Origin of the sequence: Streptomyces sp. NPDC060064, from assembly GCF_042736455.1 — a bacterium.
Lineage (GTDB): Bacteria > Actinomycetota > Actinomycetes > Streptomycetales > Streptomycetaceae > Streptomyces.
In genome coordinates this window covers 120,622-140,030 of sequence record NZ_JBHWWF010000015.1, presented here as the reverse complement: position 1 = coordinate 140,030, position 19,409 = coordinate 120,622, and the positions used below count along the sequence as shown (strand labels likewise).

The following is a 19,409-nucleotide window of genomic DNA, read 5'->3' as shown; positions in this document are numbered from 1 at the left end:
AGCGCTTTCCACCACTCCTGTCATGCCCATTGAACGCATGGAGAAGTGCGTGCTAGACCAACGGGCAACCGGTCTACGCCACTTCCGTTCCGGAGGCTCTCGTGCCGCTGCCGCCCGCATGGTCCCGCCGAATGTTTCTCGCCACCGCCGGAGCAAGCGCTCTTGCCTTCACCTCTCCGGGACATGCGATGGCCGACGAGTACGACGACGAGTACGAGACCCTGCGGCTGCGCTGGCTGGAGATCGGCCTCGGCACCGGCTACGACCCGACCGCCGAGCCGTACGCCTCCCGCCTCGCCGAGACCGGAAGGCTCGCCGCCGGATTCCGCGCCTCCATGGCCCCCACCGACACCTCGCTGTGGCCCGGCTACCGCTTCGACCCGCCCTCCGGCATCACCCAGAGCTACAGCCGCCTGTGGACCATGACCCAGGCGTACGCGCAGCAGGGCACCGGCCTCACCGGCGACGCCGGGCTCCTCGCCGACATCATCCGCGGGCTCGACCATCTCGCCGCGAGGATCTACAACCCCTCCACCACCCGCTACGGCAACTGGTGGGAGTGGCAGATCGGCAGCCCCCGCCTCCTCATGGACATCGTCGCCGTCCTCCACGACCAGCTCACCGAGACCCGGCGGGCGCAGGCCTTCGCCGCCGTCGACCACTTCATCCCCGACACCGTGCTCGGCGACTACACCGGCACATCCACCGGCGCCAACCGCGTCGACCTCTGTCGCTCCGTCACCCTGCGCGGCGTCCTCGGCAGGGCCCCCGGGAAGATCGCGCTGGCCCGCGACGCCCTCTCGCCCGTCTTCCCTTACGTCACCAAGGGCGACGGCCTCTACGCCGACGGCTCGTTCGTCCAGCACACCTGGGTCGCCTACTCCGGGACGTACGGACAGGTGATGCTCGACGGCCTCGGCCGCCTCTTCGCACTCCTCGCCGGCTCGACCTGGGCCGTCACCGACCCGAACCGGCAGATCATCCTGGACAGCGTCGAGCACGCGTACGCGCCACTGATCTACAACGGGCTGATGATGGACAGCGTCAACGGCCGTGCCATCAGCCGGGGTTACCTCAAGAGCGACGAGCGCAGGATCATGCGCAGCGACCACTTCCACGGGCAGGGGCTGATCGCCGCCATCGCGCTCCTCGCGGGCGGCGCCTCCGCCGCCGAGCGGGACCGCTGGCACGCCCGGATCAAGGGCTGGATCGGACGGGACACCACCACGCCGATCCTCACCGGCCGGCAGTTCGGCGTCGCCGACCTCTCCAGGCTCCACGCGGTCGCCGCCGCACCCGTGCCCGCCGCGCCCGAGCCGGTCGGCCATCAGCTCTTCGCCGCGATGGACCGGGCCGTGCACCGCCGGCCCGGCTGGGCCGCGAACATCTCCATGGCCTCGGAGCGGATCGCGTACTACGAGTGCGGCAACGGCGAGAATCCGCGCGGCTGGCACACCGGCGCCGGAATGCTCTACTGGTGGCCGGGCGAGGCGGCGGGGGACCAGTACACCAACTGGTTCTGGCCCACCGTCGACCCTTACCGGCTGCCCGGAACGACCGTGTCGACCAAGCGACTTGCCGACCGGGCGGGCGGCGAATGGGGCGAGCCCAAGCCCGCCGCGAAATGGGTGGGCGGCGCGAGCGACGGCGAGTTCGCGGCCGTCGGCCAGCATCTGCTCGGCCTCGGCTCCACCCTGCAGGCCCGTAAGTCCTGGTTCTGCGCCGCCGACGCGGTCGTCTGCCTCGGCGCGGGCATCTCGAGCACCGACGGAGTGCCCGTCGAGACCATCGTGGACAACCGCAACCTCGGCGCCGACGGTACGAACGACTTCACGGCCGGGATCGGCTGGGCACACCTCGAAGGCCACGGCGGCTGGATCTTCCCGGACGGTACGGAGCCGCCGCGCACCCTGCGCGAGGACCGGACCGGCGCCTGGAGCGACATCAACACCACCAGCTCCACCGAGCGCGTCACCCGCCGCTACCAGACCCTCTGGCTCGACCACGGCACCGACCCGGCGGACGCGTCGTACGTGTATCTGCTGATGCCCGGCGCGAGCCGCCGCACCCTCGCCGCCCGCGCCCGGGACAAGCACTGGCTGGAGATCCTCGCCAACACCGGGGCATGCCAGGCCGTGTCCGTCCGCTCCCTGGGACTGACCGCGGCGAACTTCTGGCAGCCCGGTACGGTGGGCCGGCTCACCTCAACGGCCGAGGCGAGTGCCCTCGTACGGAGTAATCGCCACACCGCAACCCTCCACATCAGTGAGCCGCCGCGTACCGGAGCGCCCGTGGAGATCACCTGGAATCATCCCGTGCGCAAGGTGACCAGCAAGGACGCGTCCGTCGAAGTGCTCGCCACCGGCCGGTCGCTGCGGCTGCGGATCGCTGCCGGGACCGCCGGAGCCACCCAGCACTGTGAGGTGGCTCTCAGGTGAACGGCTTGTTGAACCTCCACAAAGCTTGGTGGCCCTGAGCTGGTAGTTGGGCTGCAGTGCGAAATGGTTCTGTTCAAGGCCGACAGGAGATGGCTCCGGAGACTGTACGGAGTCGACGGCAGGGTTTTCTTGGTCGGATCCGTAGGGTCGATGCATGACCGTTTTGGACGAGACCTCCAGCGAGCCGAGCGACGCGCGTGGGCGTGTGGCCGAGCTGCACGATCTGCGCGAGCAGGCCCGGAGCGGGCCGAGCGAGCGTGCCACCCAGGCCCAGCATGCCAAGGGCAAGCTGACCGCCCGTGAGCGCATCGCGCTGTTGCTGGACGAGGGTTCGTTCAGGGAGGTCGAGCAGCTGCGCCGGCACCGGGCGACCGGCTTCGGCCTGGAGGCCAAGAAGCCGTACACCGACGGTGTCATCACCGGCTGGGGCACGGTCGAGGGCCGGACGGTCTTTGTCTACGCGCACGACTTCCGGATCTTCGGCGGCGCGCTGGGCGAGGCCCACGCCACGAAGATCCACAAGATCATGGACATGGCGATCTCGGCCGGTGCGCCGCTGGTCTCGCTGAACGACGGCGCCGGCGCCCGTATCCAGGAGGGCGTCTCGGCGCTGGCCGGCTACGGCGGCATCTTCCAGCGCAACACCCGCGCGTCCGGTGTCATCCCGCAGATCAGCGTGATGCTCGGCCCGTGCGCGGGCGGCGCGGCGTACTCGCCGGCGCTGACGGACTTCGTGTTCATGGTCCGTGAGACCTCGCAGATGTTCATCACCGGACCGGATGTGGTCAAGGCCGTCACCGGTGAGGAGATCACGCAGAACGGGCTCGGCGGCGCGGATGTGCACGCCGAGACCTCCGGCGTCGCGCACTTCGCGTACGACGACGAGGAGACCTGCATCGCGGAGGTCCGCTACCTGCTGGCGATGCTCCCCTCCAACAACCGCGAGAACCCGCCGGTCGCACACGCCGAGGACCCCGCCGACCGGCGCTCCGACGTACTCCTGGACCTCGTACCGGCGGACGGAAACCGCCCGTACGACATGCACAAGGTGATCGAGGAGCTCGTCGACGACGGCGACTACCTCGAGATCCACGAGCGCTGGGCCCGCAACATCATCTGCGCACTGGCCCGTCTCGACGGCCAGGTGGTCGGCATCGTCGCCAACCAGCCGCAGTCCCTGGCCGGTGTCCTGGACATCGAGGCCTCCGAGAAGGCAGCGCGCTTCGTGCAGATGTGCGACGCCTTCAACATCCCGATCATCACCCTTTTGGACGTCCCCGGCTTCCTGCCGGGCGTCGACCAGGAGCACGGTGGAATCATCAGGCACGGCGCGAAGCTGCTGTACGCGTACTGCAACGCGACGGTGCCGAGGATCTCGCTGATCCTGCGCAAGGCGTACGGCGGTGCCTACATCGTCATGGACTCCCAGTCCATCGGCGCGGACCTCACCTACGCCTGGCCGACCAACGAGATCGCGGTGATGGGCGCCGAAGGTGCCGCCAATGTCATCTTCCGCAGGCAGATCGCCGAAGCCGAGGACCCCGAGGCCATGCGGGTACGCATGGTCAAGGAGTACAAGGCCGAGCTGATGCACCCCTACTACGCCGCGGAGCGCGGCCTGGTCGACGACGTCATCGACCCGTCCGAGACGCGCGAGGTGCTGATCGCATCCCTCGCCATGCTCCGCACCAAGCACGCCGACCTGCCGTCGCGCAAGCACGGCAACCCCCCGCAGTAACCCTGCGAAGAGTCTGGAGCCCGAACAGCCATGAGCACTCCTGCAGAGGCCTCTGCGTCCTCCTCCCTGCTGCGCGTGGAGAAGGGTCATGCCGACCCCGAGGAGCTGGCCGCGATCACCGCGGTGCTGCTCGCCCGCGCGGCGTCCCAGCCCGACGCTGTCCCGACCCACCGCCGCCGCTCCGCGGCCGGCTGGCGCCGTCTGGAGCGCCAGTCCGGCTTCCGCACGGCCCACAGCTGGCAGGGCTGATCCAGCCCCCCGCCGCGTACGAAGACCCCAGCGCCCTGAGCGGGTGCTGGGGTCTTCTTGTTCCCCCACCCCGCCCCTTCCCGCTGTGCCGATGTGCGGCTCCGCCGCGTGGGGGGCTCCGCCCCAGACCCCCGGACGGCCTGCGGGCGTGTCCTCAATCGCCGGACGGGCTTGATATGCCCGGGCACATCAAGCCTCGCCGGCGATTGAGGCGCGGGGTCCGGGGCAGAGCCCCAGGTGGGGGACAAGCCCGCCGCAGGCGCCCCGCACACGCGGGAAGCCCCCGCAACTCCCAAAGGAGCGCGGGGGCTTCCGCAGAGACAGGCGACCGCGGTACCGGCTACCGCAGGCGGGCCATCAGGGCGTGCTCGACCAGGGTGATGAGTGCGCTCTTGGCGTCCGCGCGGTGGCGGGCGTCCGTCGTGATGATCGGGGTGTCCGGGCCGATCTGCAGCGCCTCACGGACCTCTTCGGGGTTGTACGGCTGGTGTCCGTCGAAGCCGTTGAGGGCGATGACGAACGGCAGGCCGCTGTTCTCGAAGTAGTCGACGGCGGGGAAGCAGTCGGCGAGACGGCGCGTGTCCACCAGGACCACCGCGCCGATGGCGCCGCGGACCAGGTCGTCCCACATGAACCAGAAGCGGTCCTGGCCGGGCGTGCCGAACAGGTACAGGATCAGGTCCTGGTCCAGGGTGATACGGCCGAAGTCCATGGCCACCGTGGTGGTGGTCTTGTCCCCGGTGTGGGTCAGGTCGTCGATGCCCGCGGACGCAGACGTCATCACGGCCTCGGTACGCAGCGGGTTGATCTCCGAGACGGCGCCGACGAACGTGGTCTTGCCCACGCCGAAGCCGCCCGCCACCACGATCTTCGCGCTGGTGGTTGAGCGGGCTGCACCGCCGCTAGAGCTTGCGAAGTCCACTGAGCACCCTTTCGAGCAGTGTCACGGCTGGCTGGCCGCCGGCGGACTCGTCGCCGCCGGGCTGGTGAATGGCGACAAGTCCGGCCTCCGCCAGGTCGGCGACGAGGATCCGGGCAACGCCGAGGGGGATGGTGAGAAGTGCCGAGATCTCGGCGACCGACTTGATCTCGAAGCACAGCCGGCAGATCCGCTGGTGCTCGGGCAACTGCCCTTGCAGCCGGGCGGGATCGGCCGTGGTGCTGACCAGTGCCTCGATGGCGAGCTGGTAGCGCGGCCGGGTACGGCCGCCGGTCATGGCGTACGGGCGCACCAAGGGGTTGTGCGCCGCGGGAGCGGGCTCCGGCGCCCGTCGCGGCTGCACCGGCTGGATGCGCGGCTGCGGCTGGTCGTACGACGGGTCGTACGGCTGCTGCGGCTGCTGGTAAGGCTGTTGGGTGCCCTGTCTGCTCGGCGTGGAGGGGAAGTTGAAGCGGTTCTGAGAGTGATCACCCGGCGTCTGGTGAGCACCGTCATACGGGCGTCCGCCTGGGGGTGTTGCCACGTTTCCTCCTCCGACTGCCGGTCGCCGGTCCATGTCCCTGTGGAGCCGCGCCACCGCACACTACGGTGCGGTGGCGTGAAACGCACTGTCTGCCTGTTAGTTGAGAAGACTTCCCTGGAGCTCTGCACGCAGGTCCGGGGTGAGCACACTGCCCGCCCGGTCCACGAGCAGAGCCATCTCGTAACCCACCAGGCCGATGTCGGCCTCGGGGTGTGCGAGTACGGCCAGCGAGGAACCGTCGGAGACGGACATGAGGAAGAGGAAGCCTCGTTCCATCTCCACCACCGTCTGGTTGACCGCGCCGCCTTCGAAGATCCGGGACGCTCCCGCGGTCAGCGAGGTCAGCCCGGAGGCTACGGCCGCCAGCTGATCGGCGCGGTCACGCGGGAAACCTTCGGACATCGCCAGCAGGAGTCCGTCGGCGGAGACCACCACGGTGTGGGACACCCCAGGGGTGTTGTCCACGAAGTTGGTGATCAACCAGTTCAGATTCTGCGCCGCCTGGCTCATCGGGCTCACACTAACGCTCCTGGTTGTAGGTACTACTGCCCGGGCCGAAGCCCGATCCGTTCGTGTCCGTCCCCGCGTTGCGTCCCTGCTGGACACCGCGCCGCAGGTTGCTCAACCTGCCACGCACGTCCTCAGGGGCGCGGGAGACCTGAGGTCCGCCCTGCGGGGTCTGTTCAGCCGTGCCCTCGACGAGGTTCGCCTTGGGCACCCGCCGCGGAAGACCGGAGGAGGTGACTCCGCCCGCCTTCGGCTCGCGGAGCTTCTCCGCCCGCTGCCAGCGCTCGTCGTTGGTCGAGCGCCAGTCCTCGGGGCCGGCACCGTTGCTGCTGCCGTCCGCCTCGGCCTGAGCGCCCTGCGGAGCCTGTTTGGCCTGCTCGGCGGGCTGCTGCCACTGCTGCTGGGGCTGCGACTGCTGAATGCTGCCGCGCCGCGGCAGACCGGCGTTGGTCGTTGCGTGGCTGCTGCTCGGAGCGGGTCCCGGACGTTCGAAGCCTACGCGCTCGGAGACGTTCGTGGGGGCGCTGGGTGCAGATTCCGGTTCGCTCCGGTAATCAGGCTCGAACCCACCCTGGTACGTACCTTGATTCGACCAGTCTCCCTGGTGGGACTGGGTGTCGAACTGGCCGTCGTACTGTGGCTCCGGGGTCTGCGGAGCCTGGTAATTGGCTTCCGCATATGCCGACTCGTGGTGCTCCTGGGGCTCCGGGTAACCGCCGGACTGCTGGTAGCCGTCGTACGCCTGCGGCTGCTCCTGGGCGTACTCCTGCGAGTAGTCCTGGCCGTACTCGGAGGCGTACTGCTGCTGCCCCTGCGAGTAGTCCACCTCGTCGCGGTAGAGCGGGTGCTCGCCGCCCTGTGCCTGCGCCTCCAGCGCGGCACGGCGCTCCTCACGCATCAGCGAGCGGCCCACCGGGTCGAGCTGCGGAGAGGCGTCCGAGGGATCGTCGTACCGGGAGTCGTCGAAGCCGAGTTCCGCGGCGGTGCGCATCGGCGGGGCCTGGATCGGGGCGGGCTCGAACGCCTGCTGCTCCGGAATGATCTGGGAGACAGTGAAGTCGTCCTCGGGCAGCGCCTCGCCACCGCCACCGTGGGTGATGGCGTCGGGAAGCATGACCAGTGAGGTGGTGCCGGCCTGCTCGCCCGAGGGGCGCAGCTGGACCCGGATGCCGTGCCGGTCGGCAAGGCGGCCGACCACGAACAGGCCCATGCGCTGCGAGACAGCGGCATCCACCGTCGGCGGGTTGGCCAGCTTGTGGTTGATGTCGGCGAAGTCCTCGGCGGTCAGGCCGATGCCCTTGTCGTGGATCTCGACCATGACGCGACCGTCGGGCAGCCGGGTGGCCGTCACGCGGACCTTGGTCTGCGGCGAGGAGAACGTCGTGGCGTTCTCCAGCAGCTCGGCCAGCAGGTGCACAAGGTCGGTCACGGCCTGGCCGTGGATCTCCGTCTCCGGTACGCCCGTCATCTCGATGCGCTCGTAGGACTCCACCTCCGAGGAGGCGGCGCGGAGCACGTCGACCAGCGGCACCGGCTGGTTCCAGCGGCGCCCCGGCTCCTCGCCGGCGAGGACCAGGAGGTTCTCGCCGTTGCGGCGCATACGGGTCGCCAGGTGGTCCAGCTTGAAGAGGTTCTCCAGCTGGTCCGGGTCGGCCTCGTTGTTCTCCAGGTCGGTGATCAGGGTCAGCTGGCCCTCGATCAGCGACTGGTTACGGCGAGAGAGGTTGGTGAAGATCGCGTTGACGTTGCCACGGAGCATGGCCTGCTCGGCGGCGAGCCGGACGGCCTCGCGGTGGACCTGGTCGAAGGCGCGGGCGACTTCGCCGATCTCGTCCAGAGTGTCGATCGGGATCGGCTGCACACGGGTGTCGACGCGGCCCGGCTCCGTACGCGAGAGCTGGTCGACCAGCATCGGCAGACGCTGCTCGGCGATGCCGAACGCGGCGGTACGCAGCTGGCGCATCGAGCGGCTCATCTGGCGGGCCATGAGCCCGGCCAGGATGAAGGCGGTGAGCAGGGCGATCACGACGATGGCGCCGTTGACGATGGCGTCCTGCTTGGCGTCGTCGGAGATCTGGGCGGCCTCGGTCACGGCCTTGTCGACGAGGTCGTTCTCGATCTCGGTGTAGCCGTCGAACTTGGCGGTGGACGCGGCCATCCAGGTGGTGGGCGTGACGTCGATCTTCTTCAGCTGCTTGGGGCTCAGCCCCTGGCCGATCTTGGCGGCCATGCCGGGCAGGACGTTGCCCTTCGGGTCCCGCGGCGGGTTGAGACCAGCGGCCTTCAGCTGCCTCTCGCCCGCGACGGCCTTGCCCGCCATGATCTGCTGCAGGTTGTCGGTGTCTTCCTGCGTACCGCCGGAGACGTACTCACCGAGCGCGATCTGCTCAAGGTAGTTGTACGAGTTGAACGCGATGGTCTGCTTGGCACGGGTCGTGTCGTCCCCGCTGGGACGGATCAGCAGGTGCAGGCCGATGGAGCGCTGCAGCGACGCGGCGGCCTTGGCCAGCTGGATCGCGTAGACCGTACGGCCGTAGCTGGTGATGTTGCCGGTGCCGAGGCCGAGCTCGTTGGAGAACTCCATCAGCGAGTGCTGGACCTTGACGTAGCCCTCTTCGGTGCCGACCGCGGACTTGGACTCGATGCCCTCGATGTACGCGGTCTTGCGCAGGTCGGCGAGGCTGGGCTCCTCGGCCCGGAAGAGACTCAGACGGCGCTCCAGGCCCTGCTTCTCGGGCAGGTCCTGGACGGCCAGGTCGAACTTCTGCTTCGCGTCGTCCGTGGTCGCGTACGCGTTGGTGACGTGCGGATCCTTGCGGGCACCGGCGAGCAGATACGGCGCCGTGAGGTCACGCTCGTTGAGCAGTGCCTGGCCGTACTCCGAGGCGGCGCGCACGATCAGCGCCGTCTTCTCGGCGTCCTGCGCCTCGTTCCAGGTGTTGATGGAGGACTTGACCTGGAAGCCGCCCATCACCAGCCCGACGAGCACGGGGATGAGGAGGATCGCGTTCAGGCGGGTGGGCACTCGCCAGTTGCGCGGGGACAGCCGGCTTGAGCTGCCGGCGGCCGGGGCCGGCGGACCGGGCTCAATCGCAGGCGACGCCGCTGCGCGCTGCGGCGGGGTGAAGTTGCCCCGCGCCTGCTGCTCTGCGGAGCTCGTCATGCTTCGCCTCACTCGACCAACAACCTCTCGGCGTCGGCACCTACGCTGTGCCGTGTGTTTCGTTCAGAGCTCTACTACTGGGGAGTTCGCCGAATTCCAGCACGTGGAAGGGGTCCGTTCCAAACAGTTGGAATCAGCCATTCCGAGTGGCGTACGCCTCAGATAAAACGGGCATAAATGCCAAGCCGCATCAAATGGCGAGGTCAATATGAGCGCAGCGGTACCAGTCGTACGCGGCGGGTGTCCGAGGCGCGTTAATTCTCTCTCGAAATGTTATGAACACGAAGGCGGGCCGTGTCAAAGGACACAGCCCACCCCCATACAACTACGACAACTGCCGTATCTCGCCGTCTACTTGAGCCGGGCCATCAGGGCGTGCTCGACCAGCGTGATGAGTGCGCTCTTGGCGTCCGCGCGGTGGCGGGCGTCGGTGGTGATGATGGGTGCGTCCGGGCCGATCTGCAGGGCTTCGCGTACTTCTTCGGGGTTGTAGGGCTGATGTCCCTCGAAGCCGTTGAGGGCGACGACGAACGGCAGCCCGCTGTTCTCGAAGTAGTCGACCGCCGGGAAGCAGTCGGCGAGGCGGCGGGTGTCGACCAGCACGATGGCGCCGATGGCGCCGCGGACCAGGTCGTCCCACATGAACCAGAAGCGGTCCTGGCCGGGCGTGCCGAACAGGTACAGGATCAGGTCCTGGTCCAGGGTGATACGGCCGAAGTCCATGGCCACCGTGGTGGTGGTCTTGTCCCCGGTGTGGGTCAGGTCGTCGATGCCCGCGGAGGCGCTGGTCATGACGGCTTCGGTACGCAGCGGGTTGATCTCCGAGACGGCGCCGACGAACGTGGTCTTGCCCACGCCGAAGCCGCCCGCCACCACGATCTTCGCGCTGGTGGTTGAGCGGGCTGCACCGCCGCTAGAGCTTGCGAAGTCCACTGAGCACCCTTTCGAGCAGTGTCACGTCCGGCGTGCCGCCGGCCTCTCCGTTGCCCGGCTGATGGATCGCCACCATGCCCGCCTCCGCCAGGTCGGCCACGAGGATCCGAGCGACCCCGAGCGGCATCGACAACAGCGCCGACACCTCTGCCACCGACTTGACCTCACGGCACAGGTGACAGATCCGCTGGTGCTCGGGGAGCAGTGTCCCGAGGTGCGCCGGGTCGGCCGTGGTGCTGACCAGTGCCTCTATGGCGAGCTGGTAGCGCGGCCGGGTCCGGCCGCCGGTCATGGCGTACGGACGGACCAGCGGCTGATCGCCTTCAAATCCGTACGACGCGTCGACTGAGGCGCCGTACGGATCGTGAGAGGCGGGTGGCGGGGTCATGAATCCTCCGGGCGTGACAGCAAGTGGTCTGCGTGCCGTCTGACTGGGCCGGTGGGGGGCCTTGGCGACCTGACAGTGGCTGTGCGGTGGCGCGTACCTGAATTACCTGTGGGGGGAGGCGGTTCAGTGCAAAAGGCTTCCCTGAAGCTCGGCGCGCAGGTCCGGAGTGAGGACGCTGCCGGCCCGGTCCACCAGAAGTGCCATCTCGTAGCCGACGAGGCCGATGTCGCAGTCGGGGTGCGCGAGTACGGCCAGCGAGGAACCGTCCGAGACGGACATGAGGAAGAGGAAACCGCGCTCCATCTCGACGACGGTCTGGCTGACCGGACCGCCTTCGAAGATCCGGGACGCCCCCGCGGTCAGCGAGGTGAGTCCGGACGCCACGGCCGCCAGCTGGTCGGCGCGGTCGCGGGGGAAACCTTCGGACATTGCCAGCAGAAGACCGTCGGCGGAGACCACCACCGTGTGAGACACCCCAGGGGTGTTGTCCACGAAGTTGGTGATCAACCAGTTCAGATTCTGCGCCGCCTGGCTCATCGGACTCAACTAACGCTCCTGCTGGTGAGTGGGGCCGAGGTCGAAGCTGCCGGTCGTCGAGCTGCTCTGCTGACGACCCTGCTGAATGCCCCGACGGAGATTGGTCAGCCGGCCGCGTACGTCATCGGGAGCACGCGAAACCTGCGGACCGGCCTGGTGGTTCTGCTCCTGCGCGGTGCCCGGCACAAGGTTGGCGCGCGGGACCCGGCGAGGCAGACCGGAGGTGGTGACGCCGCCCGCCGCGGGCTTCCTGACCCGCTCGGCCTGGCGTACCAACTCGTCATTGGGCGAGGTGCGCCAGGTGGCACCACTCGCGTTGGGCGCGTTGCCCGGGGTCACCGGGGTCGGCGCCGGGGTGCGCTGCGGCATCGGCGGAGCGGGACGCTCCGTCGGCTGCGGCGGGACGGCGGGAGCCTGCGGCTGCTCGGCGGGCTGACCGCTCTGCGGGCCGTGGAACCAGTTCGTCTCAAGGGTGTCGTACAGCGGCGTACGGCCGTCGCCGGGACCGGCCGGCGGCAGTGCCTCCGGCTGGGGCTGCGGCGGCAGTGCGTTGTGCGCCGGACGCGGCACTCCGTAGTCGGCGTTGTCCCGGCCACCGCGCCGACGCGGGTTGGGGGAGGGGGCCGGCGGCTGCGGGGCGCCCGTGTTCGGACGGGCGAACTGGCCCGAGGTGGAGGAGTCCTGGGCGCCGAACACATCGGGACGTACGAACTGCCCGGTGGAATCGGCACCCAAACCTGCGCCCCGGTCACCGCCGCGCGGCGGCGGCCCGTTGAAGTCGGGCCGTGCGAACTCGGCCGTGGAGCCGGGACCGCGGGTGGACTCGTTGTCCTCGTGGCCGCGCGGCGCATCCGCGGACGGACGCTGCTGCGGGGCGGACGGCTGCTCGCTGCCCCAGCTGGTGGCCTGCGGCCGCTGTGGACGCTGCGGCTCCTCCCGGCGGTGCGAGGAGCTGCCACCGGGCAGCTCGGCACGCGGGCCGCCGGAGGGCGGCAGCTGACGGCCGCGGTCACCCGCGCCCGGAGCACCCTGCTGGAAGCCGTTCTGGCGTGCCTCGTTGCGCACCGGAGCGCTCGGGGCGCCCCGGCCCGTGCCCGAGCCGAAGGCGCCGGCGAGACCGCCGCCCTGACCCTGGCTCTGACCGCCCTGCTGACCCTGACCCTGTCCCTGGCGGGGCGGCAGCGCGGCACGCGGAGCCGCGCCCGCACCGACCTGGCCGCGCGGCGCACCGGCGCCGAACCGGCCGCCGGCCGGAGCACCGCCCAGTCCACCCGAGGGAGCACCGCCGAGACCGGGACGGCCGCCGCCGTTCGCACCGGGGCCGCCGCCCGGACGGCCGCCGGGCCCCGAGGGAACGGCGCCCTGGCCGCCCGCACCGGGCATGTTCGGGACCTTCTTGCCGCCGTTGGCGACATCGACGGGCAGCATGACCAGCGCGGTCGTACCGCCGGAGTCGGAGGGACGCAGCTGGATACGGATGCCGTGTCGCAGGGACAGCCGGCCGACCACGAACAGACCCATCCGTCGCGACACCGAGACGTCCACGGTGGGCGGCGAGGCGAGCCGCTCGTTGATCGCCGCGAGGTCCTCGGGCGAGAGACCGATACCGGTGTCGTGGATCTCGACGAGCACACGCCCGTCGGGCAGCGCGTGACCGGTGACGCGGACCTTGGTCTGCGGGGAGGAGAAGGAGGTCGCGTTCTCGAGCAGCTCGGCGAGGAGGTGCACAAGGTCGTTGACGACGCGTCCCGCGACCTCGGTCGTCGGGACCGAGGCGAGTTCGATGCGCTCGTACTGCTCCACCTCGGAGGCGGCGGCGCGGAGCACGTCGACCAGCGGAACCGGCCGGGTCCACCGGCGGCCCGGCTCCTCGCCCGCGAGGACGAGGAGGTTTTCGCCGTTCCGGCGCATACGGGTCGCGAGGTGGTCCAGCTTGAAGAGGGAGGACAGCTGGTCCGGGTCGGCCTCGCGGGACTCCAGCTCGGAGATGAGCGAGAGCTGACGCTGGATAAGACCCTGGCTGCGGCGCGAGAGGTTGGTGAACATCGCGTTGACGTTGCCTCGCAGCAGCGCCTGCTCGGCGGCGAGGCGGACCGCCTCGCGGTGCACGTCGTCGAAGGCCGCGGCCACCTGGCCGATCTCGTCCCTGGAGTGCACACCGACGGACTCCACCGAGGTGTCGACGTCCTGCGGGTCGGCCTCGGAGAGCTGCTTGACCAGCTCGGGCAGCCGGTCCTGGGCGACCTTGGTGGCGGTGTCCTGCAGCCTGCGCAGCGAGCGGATCATGGAGCGGGCCACGACGAAGGCGCCGACGAGCGAGACGCCGAGGACGACGAGGATGAGCGCACCGTTGATGATCGCGTCGCGCTGCGACTGCTGGCGCAGCTCGCGCGCCTTGGCCTCCATCTGGCCGAGCAGCGTGGCCTCGATGGTGCCCATCGCCCTGATGCGGACCGAGTAGTCGTCGGTCCAGTCCAGGTGGGAGCGCTTGGGCTGGGTGGCCAGACCGCCCTTGGTGTCGAGCACGCGCTTGGCGTAGAGCTCGGACGCCTTGATCGTGGGGTTGCCGTTCTCCAGCGGGTCGGTCAGTTCATCGGCGTTGCCGCCGATGGACTCGTAGATCGCCCTGAAGGCCTTGATCTCGGTCTTGCCGTTCTCCAGGTTGGCCAGACCGTAGAGCCGGTCGGGTTCGCTGAGGCCCGGGGCCTTCGCGTCGGCACCGCCCGGGAGAGCGGCGGCGATGACCGCACGCTGGATGGAGGCGAACTCCTTGGCGGAGGAGAACGCCGCCAGGGCACGCGTCCTCTTGATCATCTCCGGGTTGCTGGTCGCCTGGGCCATGTCCTGGGAGAGGCTCAGCAGCGACTGGATCAGCCGGCTGTAGGCCTCGATGGTCTGGGAGTGCGGGGCGCCCGGGGTGTAGGCGGTCTCGCGGATCTTGGTCAGCGCGTTGACCTGGACGGCGATCTCGTTCGCGTTGGCGCGGATGCTCTCCAGCGCCTGATCGTTCTCCGTGTTGGGGATGCCCCGGGTGGTCTCGAGGAAGGAGGTCCTGGCCCGGTCGGTCGCCGCTCGTGGTTCCGAGACCTTGAAGTCGGCGACGCTCGCGCCGTTGGCCAGCGGGCCCGCGGACAGGTCGCGCTCCGCCTGGAGCTTCTCCGCCAGCGCGGTCGCCTGCTTGGTCATGTCCGTCAGCAGCTGCATGTGCTCCAGCTGCTTCATATCGTCCATGGACTGGTTGATACGGAGTCCGCCCAGCGTGGTCGCCGCGACGACCGGCAGGGTGAGCAGGGACACCAGACGCGTGCTGATGCGCCAGTTGCGCAGGGCTATTCGCGAACCGGTGTCCGTGGGTCCCTTGGATTTCAGCGGGGGCTTGGGCCCGTCGCCGCCTGGTGCGGCCGCACCGGGGCGCGCGGCACGGTCACCGCTGTCGCCGGGCGCTGCCGGTCCCTGGTTTTGGGTGTGCTGGGGCGAGGAACCGCGGTCGGTCCCGCCACGCGGCTCCTGTTCCGCCGCAGCGCTGCCATCCCTCTTGAAACGTCCCTGCACTAGCGTCGCAACCTCTGGACCAGGCGTCCCTCCGCGTGAACGGCGAGACGGTGTCGGCGTCGTGGGGCGAAGAACGCGCCCCATGGTGGTCGTCAGTGACCGGCGCTGATCCCCCTTCCCCGCCGCCACTCGGCGCTGCGTTGCGCCCTTGCGCGCCGGCCTGAAACCCGCGGCGGTGCGTGGAATTCCAGCACAGAGCAGGATCTCCAACAAGAGCCGCGTACCGGGCTGTGACCTGGGTGACACGGTGTGAGCGTTGTGTCACAAGACGTAGAAAGAGGGTGCGGAGGAAACGGACCTTTCCCTACGAGTCGCTCGGGGTGGAGGGTGTCCCAGTCGCCATGATCAGGAGCGGAATGTTGGCTTCAGTGGGGCAATGTCCGTTTCGCTGAAAGTGGTTGACCGTCTGGAATGACCGAATTGACCGTCAACTCGTGAGGAAACTCACACGTAGATCGCTGAGTCTTCCGGGCTTTCGCAGGGAATTGAATGTTTAGCCTGACGCTTTACAGGGATGGGCAATCCGTCAACCGGCGCTCACCGAAGCGCCCGCACCCCGACAAGGTCTGAAACAACAGATGAAGACGACGATGATGTTCCGCAACATAGCCAACCCCCGGCGCACCACGCTGGCGCACCTCGAGGACGCCGACGAACTGCAGACGCCGGAGCAGCCGGAACACGCAATCGATCTTCCCATGCAGACGGCAAACCCGCGTCGTACGGTCCTGATGGACGCCCCCGCCCAGTAATACGCGAGGCGGTGCCCGCACCCGCGTTAGCCTGGAGCGTCAGACTCCAGCCAGCGCAATCAGCAGAGGGGCACCCGCATCCCGTGCGCATCGCCAGGTTCTCCATCGACGGCAATGTCGCCTTCGGCGCGGTCGAGGGCGAAGGCCCCGACGACCTCGTCCTCGACATCATCAAGGGCATCCCGTTCGCCGACTTCGAGCTCTCCGGTACGAAGGTCCCGCTGGCTCCGCAGTCGCAGGACCGGGTCCGGCTGCTGCCGCCCGTGCTCCCCAGCAAGGTCGTGGCCTTCGGCCGCAACTACGCGGAGCACGCGGCGGAGCTCGGCAACGAGGTGCCCGACGCGCCGTTCGCCTTCTTCAAGCCGTCCACCTCGGTGGTCGGACCCGGCGACCCGATCGCATACCCCTCCTTCTCCCAGGAACTGCACCACGAGGCCGAACTGGCCGTGGTCATCGGCCGGATGTGCCGCGAAGTCCCGCGCGAACGCGTCAAGGACGTGATCCTCGGCTACACCTGCGCCAATGACGTCACCGCGCGTGACGTCCAGAAGCGCGAGAAGCAGTGGGCCAGGGCCAAGGGCTTCGACAGCTCCTGCCCGCTCGGCCCGTGGGTGGAGACCGACCTCGACCCGAGCGACCTGGCCATCCAGTGCACGGTCAACGGAGAGCAGCGTCAGCTCGGCCGTACGAGCCAGATGATCCACTCCATCGAGGATCTGATCGTCAACATCTCCGAGGCGATGACGCTGCTCCCCGGCGACGTCGTCCTCACGGGCACCCCGGCCGGGGTCGGCCCCCTCAACGTCGGCGACGAGGTCGCCGTCACCATTCAAGGCATCGGCACTCTCACCAACAAGGTGATCAAGCGTGGCTAACGCGAACGTCCGCGTACGTTTCTGTCCCTCGCCGACCGGCAACCCCCATGTGGGTCTGGTCCGCACCGCCCTGTTCAACTGGGCGTTCGCCCGGCACAACGGCGGCACCATGGTCTTCCGCATCGAGGACACCGACGCGGCCCGCGACTCCGAGGAGTCGTACAACCAGCTGCTCGACTCGATGCGCTGGCTGGGCCTGGACTGGGACGAGGGCCCCGAGACCGGCGGCCCGCACGCGCCCTACCGCCAGTCGCAGCGGATGGACCTCTACAAGGACGTCGCCGAGAAGCTCCTGGCCGGGGGTTACGCGTACCACTGCTACTGCACCGCCCTTGAGCTGGAGGCCCGCCGCGACGCCGCCCGCGCGGCCGGCAAGCCCTCCGGTTACGACGGCAAGTGCCGCGACCTGACCGCCGAGCAGAAGGCGGCGTACGAGGCCGAGGGCCGCACCTCCATCGTCCGCTTCCGGATGCCCGACGAGCCGATCACCTTCACGGACCTGGTCCGCGGCGAGCTCACCTTCACTCCGGAGAACGTCCCGGACTACGGCATCGTCCGCGCCAACGGCGCCCCGCTGTACACGCTGGTCAACCCGGTCGACGATGCGCTGATGGAGATCACCCACGTGCTGCGCGGCGAGGACCTGCTGTCCTCCACCCCGCGGCAGGTCGCGCTCTACAAGGCGCTGATCGAGCTGGGCATCGCCAAGGAGATCCCGGTCTTCGGCCATCTGCCGTACGTGATGGGCGAGGGCAACAAGAAGCTCTCCAAGCGCGACCCGCAGGCGTCCCTGAACCTGTACCGCGAGCGCGGCTTCCTCTCCGAGGGCCTGATCAACTACCTCTCGCTGCTCGGCTGGTCCTACTCCGCCGACCAGGACATCTTCTCGGTCGCCGAGCTGGTCGAGAAGTTCGACATCGCGGACGTCAACGCCAACCCGGCCCGCTTCGACCTGAAGAAGGCGGAGGCGATCAACGCCGACCACATCCGCCGGCTCGATGTGAAGGCCTTCACCGAGGCATGCCGCCCCTGGCTGCAGGCCCCGCACGCCAACTGGGCGCCGGAGCAGTTCGACGAGGCGGCCTGGGAGGCGATCGCCCCGTACGCCCAGACCCGGGTCACCGTCCTCTCGGACATCACGGCCAACGTCGACTTCCTCTTCCGGGACGCGCCGGTCGAGGACGAGGCGTCCTGGACGAAGGCGATGAAGGAGGGCTCCGACGCCCTGCTCCGTACGGCCCGCGAGAAGCTGGAGTCCGCGGACTGGTCCGGCGCGGAGTCCCTGAAGAACGCGGTCCTGGCGGCGGGCGAGGAGCACGGCCTGAAGCTCGGCAAGGCCCAGGCCCCGGTCCGCGTCGCGGTCACCGGCCGCACGGTGGGCCTGCCGCTCTTCGAGTCCCTGGAGATCCTGGGCAAGGAGAAGACCCTGTCCCGTATCGACGCGGCGCTGGCGAAGCTCACGGCCTAGGCTCGCGGCATGCCGATCCGCGCGGTTCTCTGGGACATCGATGACACGATCTTCGACTACGCCAGCGCCGACCGCGTCGGCATGCAAAGGCATCTGAACGCCGAGGGCCTGCCCGACGGATACGACTCCGTCGGGCAGGCCCTCGATGCGTGGCGCGAGCTCACCCAGCTGCACTGGGCCCGGTTCGCCGGCGGCGAGACCGATTTCCAGGGGCAGCGCCGCGACCGCGTCCGGTCCTTTCTCCGTAGGGAGGAGCTGAGCGACGCGGACGCGGACGCCTGGTTCGAACGGCACGTCGCCCACTTCGAGGCCGCCTGGTCCCTCTTTCCCGACACCGTGCCCGTCCTGGACGTGCTGGCGGACGAGTACCGCCACGCCGTCCTCTCGAACGCCAGCATTCACAACCAGGACCGCAAGCTGCGCGCCCTCGGTGTACGGGACCGGTTCGAAGCCGTCGTGTGCGCCGTCGAACTCGGGGTCTCCAAGCCCGACGCCGGCGCCTTCCACGCCGCCTGTGACGCGATCGACCTCACGCCGCAGGAGGTGGCGTATGTGGGGGATCATCCCGATATCGACGCTCGAGGCGCCGTCGCCGCGGGGCTCACCGGTATCTGGCTCGATCGCACCGGCCTCGGTGGGCACCCTGAGCTCACTCGTATCACCGGCCTTGACCAGCTTCCTGGCCTGCTGCGGGGCGATACCCGTTTTGGAGCGCCGGACACCTTCAGGTAATGTTCTTCCTGCGCCGCCCGAGAGGGCCGAGAGGTCCGGCCGGGAAGCGCAAACCAAACAAACCCCCACCTGGGGGTTGAGTTTTGGTGGGCTATGGTGTAATTGGCAGCACGACGGTTTCTGGTTCCGTTAGTCTAGGTTCGAGTCCTGGTAGCCCAGCGCAGATCTCATCTGTAACAAGCCCCCGTTGTGTAGCGGCCTAGCACGCTGCCCTCTCAAGGCAGTAGCGCCGGTTCGAATCCGGTCGGGGGTACAGATCCATCCCGTTGATCATCAGGGTCGCACCCGATGATCGTGCGGTGACATCACCCGGCTCTTGCCGGGTGGGATCGCTAGGGCCCCCGTTGTGTAGCGGCCTAGCACGCCGCCCTCTCAAGGCGGTAGCGCCGGTTCGAATCCGGTCGGGGGTACTGGTCTATACCATGGGCTATGGTGTAATTGGCAACACGACGGTTTCTGGTTCCGTTGTTCTAGGTTCGAGTCCTGGTAGCCCAGCGCGGTCGAGTGATCGACCTGCAAGTAGCTAGCCCCCGTTGTGTAGCGGCCTAGCACGCCGCCCTCTCAAGGCGGTAGCGCCGGTTCGAATCCGGTCGGGGGTACGCATCGAGAAGGCC

At 68.9% G+C, this 19,409-nt stretch carries 15 protein-coding genes and 5 tRNA genes; 12 read left to right on the top strand and 8 right to left on the bottom strand.

The window, feature by feature from the left end:
- Positions 1-131: 131 nt before the first annotated feature.
- The 3 genes from ACFWDI_RS19675 (at position 132) to ACFWDI_RS19665 (ending at position 4,425) form a co-directional block, all read left to right on the top strand.
- The gene (locus ACFWDI_RS19675; RefSeq protein ID WP_385305525.1) at positions 132-2,438 is read left to right on the top strand and encodes a polysaccharide lyase 8 family protein; all 2,307 of its coding nucleotides are present in this window, start codon (positions 132-134) and stop codon (positions 2,436-2,438) included.
- Between the two features lie 154 nt (positions 2,439-2,592).
- Positions 2,593-4,176, top strand: a complete 1,584-nt coding sequence (locus ACFWDI_RS19670; RefSeq protein WP_385305523.1) for an acyl-CoA carboxylase subunit beta — start codon at positions 2,593-2,595, stop codon at positions 4,174-4,176.
- A 30-nt stretch (positions 4,177-4,206) separates the two neighbouring features.
- Positions 4,207-4,425 (top strand): acyl-CoA carboxylase subunit epsilon, encoded by a 219-nt coding sequence (locus ACFWDI_RS19665; RefSeq protein ID WP_385305521.1) that lies wholly within the window; start codon positions 4,207-4,209, stop codon positions 4,423-4,425.
- Between the two features lie 340 nt (positions 4,426-4,765).
- On the opposite strand, the gene ACFWDI_RS19660 is transcribed toward ACFWDI_RS19665, so the two are convergent.
- The 8 genes from ACFWDI_RS19660 to ACFWDI_RS19625 all read right to left on the bottom strand — a co-directional run bounded on the left by ACFWDI_RS19660 (position 4,766) and on the right by ACFWDI_RS19625 (position 14,968).
- Positions 4,766-5,347, bottom strand: coding sequence for an ATP/GTP-binding protein (locus tag ACFWDI_RS19660; protein ID WP_050791473.1), 582 nt, complete (start codon positions 5,345-5,347; stop codon positions 4,766-4,768).
- Positions 5,328-5,888: a DUF742 domain-containing protein gene (locus ACFWDI_RS19655; RefSeq protein ID WP_362687734.1), complete on the bottom strand. Its 561-nt coding sequence runs from the start codon at positions 5,886-5,888 to the stop codon at positions 5,328-5,330. The genes ACFWDI_RS19660 and ACFWDI_RS19655 overlap by 20 nt, the downstream gene beginning before the upstream one ends.
- A gap of 96 nt (positions 5,889-5,984) precedes the next feature.
- Positions 5,985-6,398 (bottom strand): roadblock/LC7 domain-containing protein, encoded by a 414-nt coding sequence (locus tag ACFWDI_RS19650; RefSeq protein WP_189972015.1) that lies wholly within the window; start codon positions 6,396-6,398, stop codon positions 5,985-5,987.
- A gap of 10 nt (positions 6,399-6,408) precedes the next feature.
- Entirely contained in the window at positions 6,409-9,570 is a 3,162-nt protein-coding gene (locus tag ACFWDI_RS19645) for a nitrate- and nitrite sensing domain-containing protein (protein ID WP_385305518.1), read from the bottom strand.
- A gap of 339 nt (positions 9,571-9,909) precedes the next feature.
- Positions 9,910-10,491, bottom strand: a complete 582-nt coding sequence (locus ACFWDI_RS19640) for an ATP/GTP-binding protein (RefSeq protein ID WP_385305516.1) — start codon at positions 10,489-10,491, stop codon at positions 9,910-9,912.
- Entirely contained in the window at positions 10,472-10,879 is a 408-nt protein-coding gene (locus ACFWDI_RS19635) for a DUF742 domain-containing protein (protein ID WP_327326297.1), read from the bottom strand. Before ACFWDI_RS19635 ends, ACFWDI_RS19640 begins: the two co-directional genes overlap by 20 nt.
- A 123-nt stretch (positions 10,880-11,002) precedes the next feature.
- Positions 11,003-11,416: a roadblock/LC7 domain-containing protein gene (locus ACFWDI_RS19630; protein ID WP_005311457.1), complete on the bottom strand. Its 414-nt coding sequence runs from the start codon at positions 11,414-11,416 to the stop codon at positions 11,003-11,005.
- Between the two features lie 9 nt (positions 11,417-11,425).
- Positions 11,426-14,968 carry a nitrate- and nitrite sensing domain-containing protein gene (locus ACFWDI_RS19625; RefSeq protein ID WP_385305513.1) on the bottom strand — a complete coding sequence of 1,181 codons (3,543 nt, stop codon included), beginning with the start codon at positions 14,966-14,968 and terminating at the stop codon, positions 11,426-11,428.
- Positions 14,969-15,546: 578 nt separating this feature from the next.
- On the opposite strand from ACFWDI_RS19625, the gene ACFWDI_RS19620 reads away from it, so the two are divergent.
- The 9 genes from ACFWDI_RS19620 (at position 15,547) to ACFWDI_RS19580 (ending at position 19,394) form a co-directional block, all read left to right on the top strand.
- On the top strand, positions 15,547-15,720 hold the full coding sequence (locus ACFWDI_RS19620; RefSeq protein ID WP_385305511.1) for a hypothetical protein: 174 nt from the start codon (positions 15,547-15,549) through the stop codon (positions 15,718-15,720).
- 83 nt (positions 15,721-15,803) lie between these two features.
- Positions 15,804-16,595, top strand: a complete 792-nt coding sequence (locus ACFWDI_RS19615; protein WP_385305509.1) for a fumarylacetoacetate hydrolase family protein — start codon at positions 15,804-15,806, stop codon at positions 16,593-16,595.
- Positions 16,588-18,063 (top strand): glutamate--tRNA ligase, encoded by a 1,476-nt coding sequence (gltX, locus tag ACFWDI_RS19610; RefSeq protein WP_385305507.1) that lies wholly within the window; start codon positions 16,588-16,590, stop codon positions 18,061-18,063. Before ACFWDI_RS19615 ends, gltX begins: the two co-directional genes overlap by 8 nt.
- Positions 18,064-18,072: 9 nt before the next feature.
- A complete protein-coding gene (locus ACFWDI_RS19605; protein WP_385305505.1) occupies positions 18,073-18,795 on the top strand; it encodes an HAD family hydrolase in 723 nt (240 codons plus the stop codon).
- A gap of 87 nt (positions 18,796-18,882) precedes the next feature.
- A tRNA-Gln gene (locus ACFWDI_RS19600) sits at positions 18,883-18,954 on the top strand.
- A 21-nt stretch (positions 18,955-18,975) separates the two neighbouring features.
- A tRNA-Glu gene (locus tag ACFWDI_RS19595) sits at positions 18,976-19,048 on the top strand.
- Between the two features lie 84 nt (positions 19,049-19,132).
- A tRNA-Glu gene (locus ACFWDI_RS19590) sits at positions 19,133-19,205 on the top strand.
- Positions 19,206-19,218: 13 nt separating this feature from the next.
- A tRNA-Gln gene (locus ACFWDI_RS19585) sits at positions 19,219-19,290 on the top strand.
- Between the two features lie 31 nt (positions 19,291-19,321).
- A tRNA-Glu gene (locus tag ACFWDI_RS19580) sits at positions 19,322-19,394 on the top strand.
- The last annotated feature ends 15 nt before the right edge of the window (positions 19,395-19,409 follow it).

Excerpts from the sequence above, each read along its gene's own strand:
- ACFWDI_RS19675 (WP_385305525.1), top strand. The coding sequence starts at position 132 with ATGTTTCTCGCCACCGCCGGAGCAAGCGCTCTTGCCTTCACCTCTCCG.
- ACFWDI_RS19605 (WP_385305505.1), top strand. The coding sequence starts at position 18,073 with ATGCCGATCCGCGCGGTTCTCTGGGACATCGATGACACGATCTTCGAC.
- ACFWDI_RS19635 (WP_327326297.1), bottom strand. The coding sequence starts at position 10,879 with ATGACCCCGCCACCCGCCTCTCACGATCCGTACGGCGCCTCAGTCGAC.
- ACFWDI_RS19665 (WP_385305521.1), top strand. The coding sequence starts at position 4,207 with ATGAGCACTCCTGCAGAGGCCTCTGCGTCCTCCTCCCTGCTGCGCGTG.
- ACFWDI_RS19630 (WP_005311457.1), bottom strand. The coding sequence starts at position 11,416 with ATGAGCCAGGCGGCGCAGAATCTGAACTGGTTGATCACCAACTTCGTG.
- ACFWDI_RS19620 (WP_385305511.1), top strand. The coding sequence starts at position 15,547 with ATGAAGACGACGATGATGTTCCGCAACATAGCCAACCCCCGGCGCACC.
- ACFWDI_RS19650 (WP_189972015.1), bottom strand. The coding sequence starts at position 6,398 with ATGAGCCAGGCGGCGCAGAATCTGAACTGGTTGATCACCAACTTCGTG.
- ACFWDI_RS19670 (WP_385305523.1), top strand. The coding sequence starts at position 2,593 with ATGACCGTTTTGGACGAGACCTCCAGCGAGCCGAGCGACGCGCGTGGG.